The organism is Rhodoferax sp. GT1R46, assembly GCF_056521285.1.
Genome location: NZ_JBWMBC010000008.1, coordinates 66,786 through 83,802, shown reverse-complemented (window position 1 = coordinate 83,802; position 17,017 = coordinate 66,786). Strand labels below are relative to the sequence as shown.

Below are 17,017 nucleotides of genomic sequence, written 5' to 3'. Positions count from 1 at the left end.
AACCCCGAGTCAGCGTTAGATAACGCGGTTGCGACCGCGCTGCTTGGCCACGTAAAGAGCCTTGTCCGCATCGTGGTACAGCACCTCGAAGCTCTGCTTCTCACTGGCCGTGGTGCCGGCAATGCCGATGCTCACCGTGATGGCCATACGGGTGTCGTTCCAGGTGGCCGCCTGGCCCTCCAGCCGCATCCGTATTTTTTCTGCCAGATTGCGGGCTGCTTCAATGGATGTGCCGGGCAGCAGCACAATGAATTCTTCGCCCCCCAGGCGCCCCACCAGGTCGGTACTGCGCACCGTGGTGCTGGCAATCATGGCGGCGTGCTTCAGCACGGCATCCCCCGCCGGGTGTCCCCAGGTGTCATTGACGCGCTTGAAGTGGTCCAGGTCCAGCAGCAGGATTGCCGTGGCCGTGCCTTGGCGCTGGGCGCGGTCCAGCTCTTTCTTCGTCAGTTCAACAAAGGTGTTGCGGTTGAAAAGCCCGGTCAGCCCATCCAGGCGCGTGAGGCGTTCGAGTTCGCGCTGTTTCTCCTGCAGATCGGTATTGGCGTTTTCAAGCTGTTGCTGCTGCAGGGTGATGGTGGTGAATTTGCGCCACAGCAATACCGACAGTGCCCACCCCAAAACACACGCCGCCGCGCCGTTCAAGCGGTTGGATAGCAACCATGCCGGATTGGCTTGCGTCAACTCCATAGCGAAAAAGTAACCCACGTAGGCGGCGGCATACAGGCCCGCTGCGACCAAAGGCCTCAAATAGATGGCCAATCCGGCAATCATGCAAACAATCAGGAAAGGCGTGATGTTGGGCGTAATCCATTGGTCAATGGCTACCACCGCAATGCAGAAAGCCATGCCGATCACAACAACCAGGCGGGGCAGCACTTGCCCCTTAAATGTCCGGCTGTCATGCTGCAAGCGGTGGGCGAGTACGGCAGAACCCGCCATGAGCAAACCCATGATCAGATGGGCCGTCAAAAGCGCTAATTGCCAGCTCTGAATCGTCTCGTCATCCGACGGGTTGAACACCAGTTGATACAGAAAAACGGCTACGTGAATGGCGTTCAAAACAGCCACCAAAGGTGTCAGCCACCGCATCCTGTCGAGGTTGATAGCTGCCGCCTCAACCGTCACACGGGAGTTCTCTGCCCGCCAAAGACCCATCAGGCGGCGCAATTCTTGTGTGGCTTGTGATTGGGTCAGCATGCAGGGAGTGTAACTTTCTGTAACCAGCGTTTTGCATACTCCAGCGCAATACGGTAGGTGTTGAGTTGCACCTGAACAGTTTCTTCAATATGGACACCGTAGCCTCCGGCCATCACAAAAGCCACTGGCAGGTGGCGCTCATGGCACCAGTCAAACACCCGGCGATCGCGGGATTGCAGCCCATCCATGGTGAGCTTGAGGCGGCCCAGCCGATCACCCTTGTAGGGGTCTGCGCCCGCAAGGTACATCACCAGATCGGGTTTGAACTGCCCCTCCAGCGTCTGCAAGGCATTCTCCAGTGCGCTCAGGTACTCAGCGTCCCCACAGCCGTCTGGCAAAGCCACATCGAGATCGCCTGCTTCCTTGCGAAACGGAAAATTTTTGTCCCCATGCAGAGACAGCGTGAACACGCTGGCATCGTCTTTGAAAATGCTGGCGGTGCCGTTGCCCTGGTGCACGTCCAGGTCGATCACCGCGACCTGCAGCGGTGCGCGACGTTCGCCATTCTCAGCACGGCTACGACCCCATTCGGCTTGCATCACCCGTGCGGCCACAGCCACGTCATTGAAGACACAAAAGCCGCCGCCCTTGTCGGCATAGGCATGGTGGGTGCCGCCAGCCAGGTTGGCTGCGACTCCGTTTGCCATTGCGCTGCGCGCTGCGGCAATGGTGGCCCCCACTGAACGGCGCGCCCGCTCGGCCATGGCTTCGCTCCAGGGAAAGCCAATCTCCCGCACCATGGCAGGTGAGACTGTGCCGTCCGCGATGGCCGCCACGTACCCGGGGCTATGGGCAAACGCCAGTTCGCCATCGCCCGCACTAGGGGCTTGGGTGAGTTGAACCTCGGGGAGGTGCTGCGCCAGCTGGTCGCGCAGCATGCGGTACTTGGCCATGGGAAAGCGGTGCCCGTCGGGCAGCGGGAGGACAAACTGGTCGCTGTAAAAAGCCTGCATGGCCGTGTCCCGCGTTTCAGCCCATTCGATCAATAGGTCCCGATGTAGTCTTTCTTGCCCACTTCCACGCCGTTGTGGCGAAGGATGGAGTAGGCCATGCTGTCGTGGAAAAAGAAGTGCGGCAAGCCATAGTTAAAAAGGTAGGACTGGCCGGTAAAGCGCTTTTCTTTGGGGGTGCCGGCTTGCGTCACGATCTCACGGGTGGCGGCATCGGCAAATTTGGCTTCATCCAGGCTGTTCAGGAAAGCCAGCACGGTGTTGATGCGCACTTGTAGATCGCCGAAGGTTTGCTCGCTGTCTTCCAGTTTGGGCACTTCCACACCGGCCAGCCGGGCGGACACGCTTTTCGCAAAGTCGCTGGCGACCTGCACTTGGCGCAGCAGCCCGAACATGTCGGGAAACAGGCGGGCCTGCAGCAGGGCGTTGGGATCGATCTTTTTGTCGGTGGCGTGCGCTTCGGCCTTGCGCAAGACCTCTTGCAGTCCCCCCAGCATCTGCTTGAAGACGGGGATGGAGGCGGTGTAGATAGCGTGGGTCATCGGTGTTTGTGAACAAAAGGGAGTGAGAGTAGCAGGGTTGCGGTGCCGAGGCCGCCAGAGGGACACTGCCAAAAATGGGCGCGGGGTCACGTGTGGCAAACTGACGACCCTGATTCCGTTTCGGGTGCCGCAGTCGGGCATTCATCCTTATTCGTTAGTGACAGTTGGTTCCTTTATGCAGAAAATCATCGCGCAAATCGCGCAAGAAATCCGTGTTCGTCCCCAGCAAGTAGAAGCCGCCGTGCAATTGCTCGATGGCGGGGCCACCGTGCCGTTTATCGCCCGCTACCGCAAAGAGGTGACGGATGGGCTGGACGACATCCAGCTGCGCGAGTTGGAGGCCCGCCTGTCGTACCTGCGCGAGTTGCGCGACCGCAAAGAAGCCGTCATCAAACTCATTGATGAGCAGGGCAAGCTGACCCCCGCGCTGATTTCTGCCATCCATCTTGCTGCCACCAAGCAGGAGGTGGAAGACATTTATTTGCCTTTCAAGCTCAAGCGCCGTACCAAGGGCCAGCTGGCCCGCGAGGCCGGGCTGGAGCCGCTGGCCGACGCGTTGTTTGCGAATCCCACACTGGTGCCCGCTGACGAGGCGCTGGCGTATGTCATTCCCATGCGGCCGGTGGTGGAGGGCGAAGACAAGCAGCCTGATTTTTCGACCGTGCAGGCGGTGCTGGATGGCGTGCGCGACTTGCTGAGCGAGCGATGGGCCGAAGATCCGGCCCTGGTGCAAGACCTGCGCGAGTGGCTGTGGACCGAAGGCCTGCTCCAGAGCAAGCTGATGGATGGCAAAGACGAGGCCAACGCCGACGTCTCCAAGTTTCGCGACTACTTTGACTACGACGAGCCGATTGGCCGGGTGCCGTCGCACCGGGCGCTGGCCGTGTTCCGGGGTCGGGCGCTGGATATTCTGGACGCCAAACTGGTGCTTCCAGAGCCCAATGTGCCTCTAGCCCCCGTCAATGCTGCGCAAGCTGCTATTAAAACAGGAGCAGCGGGCGCCTCTGCCAGAGCGACCCCTGCCGTATCGCTGGCCGAGGCCCGCATTGCGTTGCGCCTGGGTTGGAGCCATCAGGGCCGCGCGGCAGACGACCTGCTGCGCAAATGCGTATCCTGGACCTGGAAGGTGAAGCTCAGCATGTCCACCGAGCGCGACCTTTTTACCCGTCTACGGGAAGAGGCCGAAAAAGTCGCCATCAAGGTGTTTGCCGACAACCTGCGCGACCTGCTGCTGGCCGCACCGGCCGGCCCGCGTGTGGTGATGGGGCTGGACCCCGGCATCCGCACCGGTGTGAAAGTGGCCGTGGTGGACGCCACCGGCAAGCTGGTGGAAACCGCCACGGTGTTCCCGCACGAGCCGCGCAAGGACTGGGATGGCTCGCTGCACACCCTGGGCGCTTTGTGCATGCGCCACGGCGTGAACCTGATCGCCATCGGCAACGGTACGGCCAGCCGCGAGACCGACAAGCTGGCGGCCGACTTGATCAAGCTGATGGCCAAAGGCAATGGCCCTGCCATCGAAAAAGTGGTGGTGAGCGAGGCGGGCGCCTCGGTCTATTCCGCCAGCGAATTTGCGTCGCAGGAAATGCCCGATGTCGACGTGAGCCTGCGCGGCGCAGCCAGCATTGCCCGCCGCCTGCAAGACCCGTTGGCCGAGTTAGTCAAGATTGATCCCAAATCTATCGGCGTCGGCCAGTACCAGCACGACGTGAACCAGAGCGAGCTGGCCCGCACGCTGGACACCGTGGTGGAAGACTGTGTGAACTCGGTCGGTGTGGACTTGAACACCGCCAGCGTGCCATTGCTCTCCAAAGTGTCGGGCCTGTCGGGCACCGTGGCCAAGGCTGTGGTGCGCTGGCGCGAAGCCAATGGCGCTTTTGGCAGCCGCCAGGATTTGCTCAAGGTGACGGGTCTGGGTGCCAAAACATTCGAGCAGGCCGCCGGTTTTTTGCGCATTCGCGGTGGCAGCAATCCGCTGGACATGACCGGCGTGCACCCCGAAACCTACTCCGTCATCGAACAGATCATTGCCCAAACCGGCAAGCCCGTGGCCGAGATCATGGGCCGGGCCGACATGCTCAAGACCCTGCGTCCTGAACTCTTTGCCAATGAAAAATTCGGTGTCATCACCGTCAAGGATATTTTGGGTGAGCTGGAGAAGCCCGGCCGCGACCCGCGCCCCGACTTCAAGGTGGCCCGCTTCAACGACGGCGTGGAAGACATCAAGGATTTGAAGGAAGGCATGATTCTGGAGGGCACCGTGAGCAACGTGGCCGCCTTTGGCGCTTTCATCGACCTGGGCGTGCACCAGGACGGCCTGGTCCACGTGAGCCAGCTCAGCCACAAGTTCACCACCGACGCACGCGAAGTGGTCAAGACCGGAGACATCGTCAAAGTGCAGGTGGTGGAAGTGGATGTGGTGCGCAAGCGCATTGCCCTGACCATGAAGCTGGGCGCAGCGCCTGCGCGGCAGGGCGGCGGTGACCGTAGCGACCGGGGAGCAGGGGATAACCGCTACCAGTCGGCCGGACGGGGCGAGCGTCAGCAGGGCAGCCATAACAACAGTGGCTCATTGGGCTCATCGGCCATGGCCTCCGCCTTTGCCAAGCTCAAGCGCTAGCCAATCCGTAGCAAAAATGACACTGGCAGATACATAATGGAATCGTCCCCCAAAGCGGGTCGTGGAGGCTGTATTTCATGAAGCTCAGTGCGTTGCTGGAACAGCAGTTCGTTTTGCCCAGCATCCCCAAAGTAGTGGCGCTGCTGCTGAGTGAGCTTGACCGCAATGAGGTTGATCTGCGCAAGGTCACCCAGCTCATCAGCACGGACCCGGCATTGACTACCCGGCTGCTGCAGCTGGCCAACTCTGGCTTTTTCAAGCTGGGCGGAAAGATCAGCAGCGTCTCGGAGGCCCTGGCACTTTTGAATCTGGCACATGTGCGCTCCATGGCGCAGGTCGCGGCGAGCGGCGCTTCGCTCAAGGGCATCCCGGGCATCAATCTGCAGCAGTTCTGGGACTACAGCCTGAACGTGGCCAAGGTGTCGCGGTCTCTGGCAGGGCTTGTCCGCCAGAACCAGCAAGCGGCCTTCACCTGCGGGCTCATCCACGCCATTGGTGAGCTGGCCATGCCTCTGGCAATGCCTGAAGAAATCGCGCGACTGAACAAGGAAGTGGCCCCGCTGGATTTGCGTCGCGCAGCGGCGGAGCGGCGCGCCTTCGGCTACTGCTATGCGTCGGTAGGAGCGGGCTTGGCGCGGATGTGGCAGTTCCCGCAGCCCATGATTGACGCACTGGAACACCAGTACGCACCGTTTGAAAGCAATGTGTATGAGCCACTGGCGGGCGTTATCCATCTAGCGGCCTGGCGGGCGCGCGGCAAAGAAGCCAAATTGAACGAACGTGCATTGGCGGTGACCTTTCCGGGCTCTGTGGGAGTGGCGCTGGGGCTGGACATTGACATGGTGCTGCAGCAAGACCCGTTTGACTGGGCCGCGCACCGCTAGTCGGTCGCCCAGCTCTCAGCTTTATCCCATGCACGCGCTCCACATTCACGCAGGCCCACTAGCCCTTCAGGCACTCGCCAAAAACGGGCTGCAACCGGGTGATGTGGGCACCATCCCCGGTGCAGCCGGAGGGCCTAAAGGGCTGATCCTGGGGGCATTGGACCGCTTCCTGTTTGGCGAATGGTTGCCACGCTCGGAGCAGCCGGTCAATCTGGTCGGGGCGTCCATCGGTGCGTGGCGCATGGCCACTGGCTGCCTGAATCAGCCCGTGGCTGCGTTCGAGCAGCTGGAGCATGACTACATTCACCAGCATTACGAATTGGCACCCGGACAGAAACGACCCACCGCCGCATTTGTGAGCGAGTTGTTTGGCAAGAACCTGCAGGCTTTCTACGGCGGGCGGGTGAATGAAGTACTGAGTCATCCACGCTACCGGCTGCACATCATTACCTCCCGTGGGCGCCATGTGTTGAACAGTGAACATGGACTGCGCACGCCTTTGGGGTATGTGGGTGCTTTTCTGACCAACACCCTGCACCGCAAGTCCATGGGCGCCTGGCTGGAGCGGGTGGTTTTTTCCAGCCGCGACGCCGTGGCAACGGGCGCGGCCTGTGCGCCCCTGCCATTCGCCACCGATGACTACCGCACGCGTCAGGTGCCCCTGAGTGCGGCCAACTTCAATCTGGCATTGCAGGCCAGTTGCTCGATTCCTTTTATTCTCAGGGCCGTGCACAACATTCCCGGTGCGCCGCCGGGGGCCTATTGGGATGGTGGAGTGACCGACTACCACCTGCATCTGAACTATCCTGCCGCCGGGCGCGATGCTATGAAATCAGTAGCTGTTCGCGCAATAGACACGGGGGCTAGAGGCATGAATGAGCATCAAGGCCTGGTGTTGTACCCCCACTTCCAAAAAGCCGTAGTACCCGGCTGGCTGGACAAGAAACTGACATGGCGTCACCACGCTACTCACCACCTGGACACCATGGTGCTGCTGGCACCCAACCCGGAATGGGTCAAAACCTTGCCCAACGGCAAGCTGCCGGACCGGACCGATTTCACCCATTACGGCAATGACCTGGCCGGGCGTATCAAGGCCTGGACTGCGGCCTGCAGTGCCAGCGCCCAGTTGGTAGACGAGTTTGCGGCCTGGCTGGAGCGCCCGGACATGGGCCGGGTGCAAGCGCTTTAGCGGCCCCTCACATCGCTTGCATCAGCATGTCACGGTAGTCGTCTGCCGTGGCCAGACGGGGCCCGGTCTTGTGGCAATGGTCTGCCAAAGCGCCGGTGATGATCGCGTCAAACTGCGCAATCTGCACCCCCATTTCGGCCAGACCACTGGGCAAGCCAAGACGGGCGTTCATGTCCTTGATCGCAGGGCCGATGTCGCTGGCGGAGGCCAAACCCATGGCGTGTGCCATGCGCTGCAGGCGATTTTCCTTTTGAATCGACTCCGCGCTTGCGTTAAACGCAATGACGGCTGGCAAAAACATGGCATTGAGCGTGCCATGGTGCAAGCGCGGATCCACGCCGCCCAGGCTGTGGCTGAGCGAATGCACACAACCCAGCCCTTTTTGAAAGGCCATGGCGCCCTGCATCGAGGCGCTCATCATGTTCAGGCGGGCCTCGCGGTCGCTACCGTCCTGCGTGGCGCGCGCAATGTGCGCCCAGCCGCGCTCCAGACCGTCCAGCGCAATGCCGTCGGCCGGCGGATTGAACGCAGGCGCCATGAAGGTTTCCATGCAGTGGGCTATGGCGTCCATGCCCGTTGCAGCGGTGAGTTTGGGGGGCAAGCCCAGTGTGAGCTCCGGGTCACAGATGGCGGTTTTGGGGACCAGATGCCACGAGTGAAAGCCCAGCTTGCGGTGATCGTCGACGATGACAATGGCTCCGCGTGCCACTTCACTGCCGGTTCCGCTGGTGGTGGGCACCGCAATGATGGGCGCCACACGCTCGGTAATGCGGGGTGATCCACCCAGGATGGTGGCGTAGTGCGTGAGCGGGCCTTCGTGGGTGGCAGCAATGGCCACGCCCTTGGCGCAATCAATGGCCGAGCCGCCGCCTACCGCAATCAGGCCATCGCACTGGTTGGCGTGGTACATCGTTACCGCAGCGCGCACGGCAGCTTCTGTGGGGTTGGAAGGGGTCTGGTCAAATACGGCCACCGGAAGGGCGGGGGACACCGCGTTCAGTGCGTCCAGTGCCTTCTGCAGGACTCCTGCAGCCTTCACACCGGGGTCGGTCACGATCAGGGGGCGGGTGATGCCCACCCGTTCGCACTCTTGGCGTAGCAGTTTGACCGCGCCAAACTCGAACTGGATTTGTGTCACGTAATAGATAAAGGCCATGGCGTGCTGCGGTGTAGGATTGAAAAGCAGCACTTTAACAAGAAGATTTTTATCTATGAGTCACCACCGTAACCCGAGGGCCTTGCTCACACCGGCCATGCACCATGTGTTGGAGCGCATGGACCGCACGGGAAACATGCCCTTGCATGCACTCAGCCCCCACCAGGCGCGGTTCGCCTACGCCGCAGGTTCCGGCGTGCTGGAGTTGCCAGCCCATGCTTTAGCCCGGGTAGAAGATTTCCAGATCGCCGCCCGCGATGGGTTCGAGGTGCCTGTGCGTCTGTACGCCCCCTCGCACGAAACCTTGCCGGTGCTGGTGTATTTTCATGGTGGTGGCTTCACCATTGGCAGCATCGCCACGCACGACGGTCTGTGCCGCCAGCTCAGTCACCACGCAAATTGCGCCGTGCTGTCAGTGGACTACCGGCTCGCCCCTGAGCACAAGTTTCCCACCGCAGTCGATGACGCGTGGGACGTGGTTCAGTGGGTTGTCCAACACGGCGCAGGCCGCGCGCTGGACACCCATCGGATTGCCCTGGGAGGTGACAGCGCAGGCGGAACACTGGCGGCGGTGTGTGCCATTCTGGCGCGCGATGCGGCAGTGCCAGTGGCCCTGCAGCTACTTTTTTACCCAGGTACGGCAGCGCATCAAAACACGGATTCCCACCGCACATTCGCCCAGGGTTTTGTGCTGGAGGAGTCGCACATCACCTATTTCTTCAACCACTACATCCGCACCCAAAGCGACCGCGATGACTGGCGATTTGCCCCTCTGGATGGCCTGACCGAATCCGGGCAACTGGCTGAGCTGGGGGGTGTTGCGCCGGCCTGGCTGGGTCTGGCGGAGTGCGACCCGCTCGTGGATGAGGGCGTGCAGTACGCCGACCGCCTGCGCATGGCAGGTGTGGCGGTAGACCTGGAAATTTACCGCGGCGTGGTGCATGAATTCATCAAAATGGGGCGCGCCATTCCCCAAGCGGCCCAAGCCCATCAGGACGCAGCCCGCGCGCTGCATAAAGCATTCTTGAAAGCACCTGCACCATGAGTTTGCCGCGTTCCGATTTTCGTTTTTCCCACCGCATGCGAGTGCGTTGGTGCGAAGTGGACATGCAGAAGATCGTGTTCAACGCCCACTACCTGATGTACTTTGATACCGCCATGGCCGACTACTGGCGTGCCCTGGCCTTGCCCTATGAAGCAGCCATGCAGTTGCTGGACGGGGATATTTTTGTCAAGAAGGCGAGCGTGGAATACCACGCATCCGCCCGCTACGACGACCGCATCGAGGTTTGCCTGCGCTGCGCGCGCATTGGCACATCGTCCATCGTGTTTGACGGTGCCATTTTTCGGGACGACACGCTATTGGTTACCGGCGAACTCGTGTACGTGTTTGCCAATCCGGCAACCCAGAAATCGATGCCAGTACCCAAAGCGCTGCGCGCTATTTTTGAAGGCTATCAGGCGGGCGAACCCATGACCGTCCTCGACATGGGCAACTGGGATTTGCTGGGCTCTCGCATCTCGGTGTTGCGCACACAGGTCTTTGTGGAAGAGCAGGGCATTGATCAGCGTCTCGTCTGGGACGCAGCGGACGCCACCGCGCTGCATGCCATGAGCTGCAACCAACTGGGGCAACCGATTGCCAGTGGGCGGCTGGTGCAACACGCGCCCGGCGTGGGCCGCATTGGCCGCATGGCGGTGGACCGCGTGCTACGCGGCTCCCGCCTGGGACGCAATGTGCTGGAAGCGCTGATTCAGGCATCCCGGAATCGGGGCGATTATCAGGTGATGCTTCACGCCCAGTGCAGTGCCACCGGTTTTTACACGGCCTTTGGCTTCATGCCGCAAGGCCCCGTATTTGAAGAAGCAGGGATAGCGCACATCGAAATGGCGCTCGCGCTGAACTCAGAACCCCAGTGAAGCGAGCAGGTCGTCCACATCATCCTGCTTCAGGGCCGCATCTCCCGCTTGCGGGCCCTGCAACTGGTGGGTTTCACCCGTGAATGCAGCCTCGGTCGTCGCTTCGGATGCGGGTTTCACTGGTGCACTGTCTACCAGCAACTGGACCAGCTGCATTTCAGTGCGGCTGATGATGTCGATAACCTTCTTGATCACCTGGCCCGACAGGTCCTGAAAGTCCTGCGCCATCATGATGTCGCTCAGCACATTGCCTTCCTTTTCAGCAAAGGCAGCGGTGCGTTCGGCAAACTTTCCACACACCACCAGCAGTCCGCGCGCGTGCTCCAGGCTCATGTCTGGCTGGACGGCCATGCGATTGAGCGAGTGGGCTAGCTCATGTCCGCGTTTGGCAAGGTCATCGCATTCCGGTTTTCCCGCATCCACGAGGTTCAGTACCTTATTGGCCGCTTCTTCCGTCATTTTTCCTACATGGGCCAGACGGTCGCGCGCGTCGGGCATTTCACCTACGACTGCGTGCAACTGACTGCTGCCGCCGAGAACAGAAAATGCCTCGTGCATTTCCCGGGTAATCGAACCCAGACGGGCAAAGGCTTCTTCTTTTGATAACGGTGTGGACATGTACGAAACCAATCCCTTCTTTTCTTGATGCTCTATTTTGGCGTCGGAGCAATTATGGATGCTGCGCAACCCCGTCGGCCTCCGCCGAATAAAGTTTATCGCTCGCCATTGGCTCGTGTTTTAAATGTCTTCAAGCAGAGCGTAGGGCAGGGGCAGCAGGCGAAGTGACGGTCGGCCATCACCACCGAGCCGCAGGGTGCCACCCTCCACTGCCGACAACTGGGCAGAAACGATGGCGTCGAATCCTCCTTGCGGATTGACGGCCGCCTGCACCACAGTGCCAGCGGGCTGGCTGTCGTCTGCTTCTGGAAACACTTCATCACCTGCCGCCAAGGCGACATCCGCATGGACCAAAAATGCCCGGCGTTTGAAGGTGCCCCTGAACTGGCTGCGTGCCACGACTTCCTGGCCGGGATAGCAACCCTTCTTGAAATTGACTCCGCCAACTGACTCGTAATTGAGCATCTGCGGCACAAATGCCTCAACCACTGGGGCCGTAATAGTGGCAACCCCACTGCGAACTTCGCTCCATTGCCAAAGTTCCAATGGCATGGGTACTCCGGACGGTGGTGGAGCCCCAGTGGGCGCCACCCAGAGTTGGCGGGGAGCTCCGTCCGCAGGATACAAATTGACCACGGAAACATCACCAAAATCAGCCTTGGCCCACGCCGATGTTGCGCTTCCAGCTATTGTTTTAATAGCATCCCCTGTCAGGCCAAACAAGGCATATTCGTCAGTGGCATCACCCAGCCGGGCTTTTGCCCGCATCACAAACATCGAAAGGCGTTTGAGAGTGGAGGGCAAAATATCACGGCTGCAAATCAGAAGGATCTCTTCCGGTCCGCGCTTGAACCCAATAAAACTGGCCTGCGCACGCCCTTTGGAAGAACAAAACGCGGCCAGTCGGGCGGTGTCCAGACCCAGCAATGAAAAATCCTGGGTGAGCTGTCCGTGGATGAACTTGGCAGCATCTTCGCCAACAATTTTGATGACGCCCAGATGTGTCAAAGTTGCTACCCCGTTCAGGGTCAAAGCTTTCGCACTGTCAGTCACGGTATGGAACCTCGCTATGTTGATGCACTGAATTATGATTCCTCCCATGAATTCACTAGGTATGTAAGGCTGTGCGTCTCTTTATTGTTATTGTTTTGGCCGGGGTCCTGGGTTTGGGTGGCGCCGGCTATGCCTGGCTAGACCACCGGTTCGACCTACCCGCAGCAACGGTGGATCTGTCCATTGAGCCGGGTACCTCAGCGCGCGAGGTGGCCAAATCGGTCGCTGAAGCGGGTGTGCCCGTCGATCCGGCCATGCTGTATGGGTGGTTCAGGCTGTCCGGTCAGTCCCGACAGATCAGGGCGGGCAGTTACGAACTGGACCGCGAGACCACGCCCAGAAGCCTGTTGCGCAAACTTGTGCAAGGGGAAGAAGCCTTGCGCAGTGTCACGCTCGTCGAGGGGTGGACCTTTCGCCAGGTCCAGGCTGCCCTGAAAAAGGCGGAGCAACTCAAACCGGATTCGCAAGGGTTGCCCCCGGACGTTCTCATGCAGAAACTGGGCAAACCGGGCGTGCATCCAGAAGGGCAATTTTTCCCTGACACCTATACCTACAGCAAGGGCTCCAGTGACCTGGCAGTGCTGCAACGCGCCATGCGTGCAATGGACAAGAAACTTGCCTCAGCCTGGGCTGTGCGCGACCCCAAGTCACTCTTGCAAAACCCCGCGCAGGCATTGATATTGGCTAGCATCGTTGAAAAAGAGACGGGAGCACCTGGTGATCGACCCGCAATTGCAGCCGTGTTCAGCAACCGGTTGCGCATCGGCATGCGACTGCAAACCGACCCCTCTGTGATTTACGGTCTGGGCGAGACATTTGATGGCAATTTGCGCAAGATTGACCTGCAGACGGATACACCGTGGAATACCTACACGCGTGCCGGACTGCCCCCAACACCGATCGCGATGCCAGGAAAGGCGTCTTTGCTGGCAGCGGTCCAACCGGCAGCATCGAAAGCTCTGTACTTCGTTGCAAAAGGGGATGGCAGCAGCCACTTCAGCGCCGGCCTGGACGAGCACAATAAGGCAGTCAATAAATACCAGCGTGGGCAATAAGGCCGTGAACAAGACAGTGAATCAGGTAACGAGCGGGCTTTTTATCAGTTTTGAGGGCATTGATGGCGCCGGCAAATCCACCCATGTGGAACGCCTTGCCCAAGCCTTCAAGGAACAGGGCAGGGTGGTCACCCTGACCCGCGAGCCGGGTGGGACGCCATTGGCCGAGAAACTTCGCGCCCTTATTCTGAACGATTCCATGGATGCCATGACGGAAGCGCTGCTGGTCTTTGCAGCGCGGCGCGACCACTTGAAGCGCGTCATCGAACCCGCTTTGGAACGGGGTAATGTGGTCTTGTGCGATCGTTTTACCGATGCCACATTTGCCTATCAGGGAGGTGGGCGTGGTTTTGACTGGCAGGTCCTGTCGATTCTGGAAGAATGGGTTCAAGGGTTGCCTGCGCAAGGTGACTCATTGGGTAGTTTTCAGTTAGTGCAACCGCACATGACCGTGTGGTTCGACTTGCCCGCCGCCGTCGCGGCCAAACGGCTGACGACCGCCCGCATCCCGGACAAATTCGAGTCGCAACCGTTGGAGTTCTTTGAAAAAGTAGCCCATGGTTACGGGCAAAGGCTTGCTCAGGATCCCGCGCGTTTCGCCAGAATCAACGCCGACCAGGCACCCGATGCGGTTTGGCTGCAGGTGCATCGCGCGGTGCGCGCCAAGGGCTGGTTGCCATCATGCTGAACACCACACGGCCGGCACTACAACCCTGGATTGCAGATCAAACCCGGCAGTTGTTGGCGCAACGGGGGCACGCCTGGTTGCTGCATGGCCCTTCGGGCTTGGGTCAATACAGTCTCGCCATGGAATTGGCACGCGCGTGGCTGTGCGAACAGCCCAGCGAGCAGGGTGCGTGCGGCTCCTGCGGAAGTTGCCATGCCATTGATGTGCGCACGCATGCCGACCTGTGTGTACTGATGCCTGAAGTCACCATGCTGGAACGGGGCTGGCCATTAGGGGAAAAGGCACAAGCGGAAGTGGACGACAAAAAACGCAAACCCAGCAAGGAGATTCGTGTGGACGCCATGCGCGACGCGGTCGAGTTCTCCCAGCGTACCAGTGCACGCGGGCGCGGCAAGGTTGTTTTGGTGTTTCCCGCTGAGCAAATGAACAACATTACGGCCAATGCGCTGCTCAAGACTTTGGAAGAGCCACCTGGGGATGTGAAGTTTGTACTGGCCAGTGAATCGGCGCACCAGCTATTACCCACCATTCGCAGCCGCTGTCTTGGCCACACCATGCGGTGGCCCGATGCGCAAACAAGCCAGGACTGGATGGTGTCCCAAGGCATACCGGCTACTCAATCGCATCTGTTGCTCAAAGCCACAGGAGGGCGCCCCGATGATGCACTGGCCTTTGCGAGTTCCGGCCGGGACCCGAACGCCTGGGCTGCCCTCCCAGGTGCCATGGCGCGCGGTGATACGGGTTTTATAAGGGACTGGACGGTGGCGCAGACAATGGATGCCCTGCAAAAGCTTTGCCATGACTTGATGGCTCGCCAAACGGGCGCAACACCCCGATTTTTTGAAGCGGCCGATCTGGGCGGCCCGGCGTCTCTTGACGCACTGAGCAACTGGAGTAAGGCGCTTGCACGGGCAAGAAGAACGATGGAGCACCCCTTCAACACCGGGTTGATGCAGGAGGCACTTGTCGCACAAGCCAAAACGGCCCTAAACTTCGTTTATTGAGTACCAGACATGCCTACACCCCCTGCTTCTACACCCAGACCCAGCGTCATCCAGTTGTCCATCAAGGAAAAGGCTGCTCTCTATGCTGCCTATATCCCGATGTTCACGGAGGGCGGCGTGTTCATTCCGACTTCCCGTGAGTACTCACTGGGCGATGATGTGTATGTTCTGCTTTCACTACCTGAAGACATGCAGCGCTATCCCGTGGCCGGGAAGGTTGCGTGGGTCACACCCGCCAAGGCAGCAGGCGGGCGCACGCAGGGTGTGGGAATCATGTTCCCCAAGGATGAGAAGTCCCGTACGCTCAAGCTGAAAATTGAAGAAATACTGGGTGCCCAATTGGCCTCCGAGCGGCCCACGCAAACCATTTGATTGCCTGCCAATCTGCCTGTGGGGCTGATTGGGTGCGACATCCATCTATTCATGTTTACAGACTCCCATTGTCATTTGACCTTTCCCGAGCTGACTGCGTCACTGGCTGAAATTCGTCAGTCCATGGCTGACGCCCAGGTCGACCGCGCTCTGTGCATCTGCACCACCTTGGAAGAGTTTCCACAAGTGCACCAACTGGCTACCCGATTTGATAATTTTTGGGCAAGTGTGGGAGTGCATCCTGACAATGAGGATGTAACGGAACCCAGTTTGAACGACCTGTTGGCGCGAGGGGCACTGCCTCGGGTGGTCGCCATTGGTGAAACCGGGCTGGATTATTACCGTCTGGGTGATCGTACGGTTGCCGACATGGAGTGGCAGCGCGAGCGCTTTCGGGTGCATATTCGTGCAGCGCGGCAACTGCAAAAGCCGCTGGTAATCCACACGCGCAGCGCTTCTGAAGACACACTTTCCATTTTGAGGGAACAGGGGGAAGACGGCTCGGTTGGGGCCGCCGGTGGCGTTTTTCATTGTTTTACGGAAAGCCAAGCGGTAGCCAGGCAAGCGCTCGATCTGGGTTTCTACATCTCCTTTTCTGGAATCCTGACCTTTAAAACGGCCCAGGATATACGTGATGTCGCGGCTTGGGTACCTTTGGATCGCTTGTTGATCGAGACGGACAGCCCCTATCTGGCACCTGTTCCTTTCCGCGGGAAAACCAATAATCCGTCCTATGTTCCGTATGTGGCCAAGCAACTGGCGTTGCTCAGAAACTGCAGTGTAGAGACCATTGCCGAGGCCACCAGCCATAACTTTACTGCGCTTTTTCGTGGTGTTTCATCATGAAGTACTACTTTAAGTTAGTTGCATATCTAATTGTTTTTGTTGGATTTTCACATTCCGTTGCGGGATCGTATGACGATTTTTTTGTCGCCATGGCCCGCAACAACTCTGAAGCAGTGCAGTCACTATTGAATCGCCGCTTTGACCCGAACACCTTGAGTACAAAAGGAGAATATGCTTTGATACTGGCCCTGCGGGACGGGTCACTCAAAGTGGTTGATGTGCTTCTGGATCAACCTGCCACCAAGGTTGAAGTCCGTACAGCCCTGGATGAGAGCCCTTTGATGTTGGCGGCCTTGAAGGGGCACATGGCGATTTGCCAGAAGCTGATTGCTCGCGACGCCGATGTCAACAAACCCGGCTGGACGCCTTTGCATTACGCCGCAACCGGCGGACATATTCCTGTCATGCGCCTGCTTCTGGAGAACCACGCCTATATCGATGCAGCGTCCCCCAATGGCAGCACGCCGTTGATGATGGCGGCCAAGTATGGCTCTGCACCTGCCGTTCAATTACTGCTGGAGGCTGGAGCAGATCCCTCGTTAAAGAATGGCATTGGACTGTCAGCAATCGACTTTGCACGGACGGCACAGAGAACCGACTCCGTGGAGATCATTGCGTCATTCATTCGTGCACAGAGGCCCAAAGGCAGCTGGTAATCGTACTTTATACGATGTATAGGTCATATAGAAGCTCCATTAAAGTGCAGAATCTGCATAAGAGGGTAAAAAGGGGTCAGGTTTTCAGGGCGCGAAGCGGCATCCTTGGCACACGGCGACCCGTCCCGCGAAGGGCTTGATTCGACTGGGATAGACCCCCTGCTAGGGGTGTCTGAGGCAGTCCCCGAGGGCGTGGTTTGGCTTGTCGGGTACCCCTCCAACCGGTCCCCATGGGGCGACGCCCCATACCCCATACAGCCA

At 59.5% G+C, this 17,017-nt stretch carries 17 protein-coding genes; 11 read left to right on the top strand and 6 right to left on the bottom strand.

The genetic code is table 11. The features are described from left to right. Positions 1-15 precede the first annotated feature (15 nt). Genes AC097W_RS16615 through AC097W_RS16605 form a run of 3 tightly spaced genes read right to left on the bottom strand, consistent with a single transcriptional unit; the run spans position 16 to position 2,692 of the window. Positions 16-1,200 carry a GGDEF domain-containing protein gene (locus AC097W_RS16615; RefSeq protein WP_479603737.1) on the bottom strand — a complete coding sequence of 395 codons (1,185 nt, stop codon included), beginning with the start codon at positions 1,198-1,200 and terminating at the stop codon, positions 16-18. After that, the gene (locus AC097W_RS16610) at positions 1,194-2,153 is read right to left on the bottom strand and encodes a histone deacetylase family protein (RefSeq protein WP_479603736.1); all 960 of its coding nucleotides are present in this window, start codon (positions 2,151-2,153) and stop codon (positions 1,194-1,196) included. Before AC097W_RS16610 ends, AC097W_RS16615 begins: the two co-directional genes overlap by 7 nt. A gap of 29 nt (positions 2,154-2,182) precedes the next feature. Continuing rightward, entirely contained in the window at positions 2,183-2,692 is a 510-nt protein-coding gene (locus tag AC097W_RS16605; protein WP_479603735.1) for a DUF1993 domain-containing protein, read from the bottom strand. A gap of 175 nt (positions 2,693-2,867) precedes the next feature. Between AC097W_RS16605 and AC097W_RS16600 the strand changes: the two genes are divergently transcribed. The 3 genes from AC097W_RS16600 to AC097W_RS16590 all read left to right on the top strand — a co-directional run bounded on the left by AC097W_RS16600 (position 2,868) and on the right by AC097W_RS16590 (position 7,388). After that, complete coding sequence (locus AC097W_RS16600; protein WP_479603734.1) at positions 2,868-5,312, top strand: Tex family protein; 2,445 nt, start codon at positions 2,868-2,870, stop codon at positions 5,310-5,312. A gap of 77 nt (positions 5,313-5,389) precedes the next feature. Further along, positions 5,390-6,196, top strand: coding sequence for an HDOD domain-containing protein (locus AC097W_RS16595; protein ID WP_479603733.1), 807 nt, complete (start codon positions 5,390-5,392; stop codon positions 6,194-6,196). A gap of 28 nt (positions 6,197-6,224) precedes the next feature. Next, positions 6,225-7,388, top strand: a complete 1,164-nt coding sequence (locus AC097W_RS16590) for a patatin-like phospholipase domain-containing protein (protein WP_479603732.1) — start codon at positions 6,225-6,227, stop codon at positions 7,386-7,388. 7 nt (positions 7,389-7,395) lie between these two features. Here the strand turns inward: AC097W_RS16590 and AC097W_RS16585 are convergent, their stop codons facing one another. Then, a complete protein-coding gene (locus AC097W_RS16585; RefSeq protein ID WP_479603731.1) occupies positions 7,396-8,544 on the bottom strand; it encodes an iron-containing alcohol dehydrogenase in 1,149 nt (382 codons plus the stop codon). Positions 8,545-8,599: 55 nt separating this feature from the next. Between AC097W_RS16585 and AC097W_RS16580 the strand changes: the two genes are divergently transcribed. After that, the gene (locus tag AC097W_RS16580; protein WP_479603730.1) at positions 8,600-9,589 is read left to right on the top strand and encodes an alpha/beta hydrolase; all 990 of its coding nucleotides are present in this window, start codon (positions 8,600-8,602) and stop codon (positions 9,587-9,589) included. Between the two features lie 2 nt (positions 9,590-9,591). Further along, entirely contained in the window at positions 9,592-10,464 is an 873-nt protein-coding gene (locus AC097W_RS16575) for a YbgC/FadM family acyl-CoA thioesterase (RefSeq protein ID WP_479603866.1), read from the top strand. Here the strand turns inward: AC097W_RS16575 and AC097W_RS16570 are convergent. Then, positions 10,450-11,082, bottom strand: coding sequence for a protein phosphatase CheZ (locus AC097W_RS16570; RefSeq protein WP_479603729.1), 633 nt, complete (start codon positions 11,080-11,082; stop codon positions 10,450-10,452). The two genes, AC097W_RS16575 and AC097W_RS16570, sit on opposite strands and share 15 nt — an antisense overlap. A 120-nt stretch (positions 11,083-11,202) precedes the next feature. Then, a complete protein-coding gene (ygfZ, locus tag AC097W_RS16565) occupies positions 11,203-12,135 on the bottom strand; it encodes a CAF17-like 4Fe-4S cluster assembly/insertion protein YgfZ (RefSeq protein ID WP_479603728.1) in 933 nt (310 codons plus the stop codon). A 71-nt stretch (positions 12,136-12,206) separates the two neighbouring features. Here ygfZ and mltG point away from each other — a divergent pair, with 71 nt between their 5' ends. The 6 genes from mltG to AC097W_RS16535 are packed head-to-tail and all read left to right on the top strand — an operon-like array spanning position 12,207 to position 16,756. Beyond that, positions 12,207-13,190: an endolytic transglycosylase MltG gene (mltG, locus tag AC097W_RS16560; RefSeq protein ID WP_479603727.1), complete on the top strand. Its 984-nt coding sequence runs from the start codon at positions 12,207-12,209 to the stop codon at positions 13,188-13,190. A gap of 4 nt (positions 13,191-13,194) precedes the next feature. Beyond that, complete coding sequence (gene tmk / locus AC097W_RS16555) at positions 13,195-13,878, top strand: dTMP kinase (protein ID WP_479603726.1); 684 nt, start codon at positions 13,195-13,197, stop codon at positions 13,876-13,878. After that, positions 13,872-14,882 carry a DNA polymerase III subunit delta' gene (locus AC097W_RS16550; RefSeq protein WP_479603725.1) on the top strand — a complete coding sequence of 337 codons (1,011 nt, stop codon included), beginning with the start codon at positions 13,872-13,874 and terminating at the stop codon, positions 14,880-14,882. The genes tmk and AC097W_RS16550 overlap by 7 nt, the downstream gene beginning before the upstream one ends. Before the next feature lie 9 nt (positions 14,883-14,891). Beyond that, complete coding sequence (locus tag AC097W_RS16545) at positions 14,892-15,254, top strand: PilZ domain-containing protein (RefSeq protein ID WP_479603724.1); 363 nt, start codon at positions 14,892-14,894, stop codon at positions 15,252-15,254. Positions 15,255-15,305: 51 nt separating this feature from the next. Next, positions 15,306-16,100, top strand: coding sequence for a TatD family hydrolase (locus AC097W_RS16540; protein ID WP_479603865.1), 795 nt, complete (start codon positions 15,306-15,308; stop codon positions 16,098-16,100). Next, positions 16,097-16,756: an ankyrin repeat domain-containing protein gene (locus AC097W_RS16535; RefSeq protein ID WP_479603723.1), complete on the top strand. Its 660-nt coding sequence runs from the start codon at positions 16,097-16,099 to the stop codon at positions 16,754-16,756. Before AC097W_RS16540 ends, AC097W_RS16535 begins: the two co-directional genes overlap by 4 nt. The last annotated feature ends 261 nt before the right edge of the window (positions 16,757-17,017 follow it).

What these genes read in the sequence shown, in the direction of transcription:
- AC097W_RS16615 (WP_479603737.1), bottom strand. Translation starts at nt 1,200, where the DNA reads ATGCTGACCCAATCACAAGCCACACAAGAATTGCGCCGCCTGATGGGT.
- AC097W_RS16610 (WP_479603736.1), bottom strand. Translation starts at nt 2,153, where the DNA reads ATGCAGGCTTTTTACAGCGACCAGTTTGTCCTCCCGCTGCCCGACGGG.
- AC097W_RS16605 (WP_479603735.1), bottom strand. Translation starts at nt 2,692, where the DNA reads ATGACCCACGCTATCTACACCGCCTCCATCCCCGTCTTCAAGCAGATG.
- AC097W_RS16600 (WP_479603734.1), top strand. Translation starts at nt 2,868, where the DNA reads ATGCAGAAAATCATCGCGCAAATCGCGCAAGAAATCCGTGTTCGTCCC.
- AC097W_RS16595 (WP_479603733.1), top strand. Translation starts at nt 5,390, where the DNA reads ATGAAGCTCAGTGCGTTGCTGGAACAGCAGTTCGTTTTGCCCAGCATC.
- AC097W_RS16590 (WP_479603732.1), top strand. Translation starts at nt 6,225, where the DNA reads ATGCACGCGCTCCACATTCACGCAGGCCCACTAGCCCTTCAGGCACTC.
- AC097W_RS16585 (WP_479603731.1), bottom strand. Translation starts at nt 8,544, where the DNA reads ATGGCCTTTATCTATTACGTGACACAAATCCAGTTCGAGTTTGGCGCG.
- AC097W_RS16580 (WP_479603730.1), top strand. Translation starts at nt 8,600, where the DNA reads ATGAGTCACCACCGTAACCCGAGGGCCTTGCTCACACCGGCCATGCAC.
- AC097W_RS16570 (WP_479603729.1), bottom strand. Translation starts at nt 11,082, where the DNA reads ATGTCCACACCGTTATCAAAAGAAGAAGCCTTTGCCCGTCTGGGTTCG.
- AC097W_RS16550 (WP_479603725.1), top strand. Translation starts at nt 13,872, where the DNA reads ATGCTGAACACCACACGGCCGGCACTACAACCCTGGATTGCAGATCAA.
- AC097W_RS16545 (WP_479603724.1), top strand. Translation starts at nt 14,892, where the DNA reads ATGCCTACACCCCCTGCTTCTACACCCAGACCCAGCGTCATCCAGTTG.
- AC097W_RS16540 (WP_479603865.1), top strand. Translation starts at nt 15,306, where the DNA reads ATGTTTACAGACTCCCATTGTCATTTGACCTTTCCCGAGCTGACTGCG.
- AC097W_RS16535 (WP_479603723.1), top strand. Translation starts at nt 16,097, where the DNA reads ATGAAGTACTACTTTAAGTTAGTTGCATATCTAATTGTTTTTGTTGGA.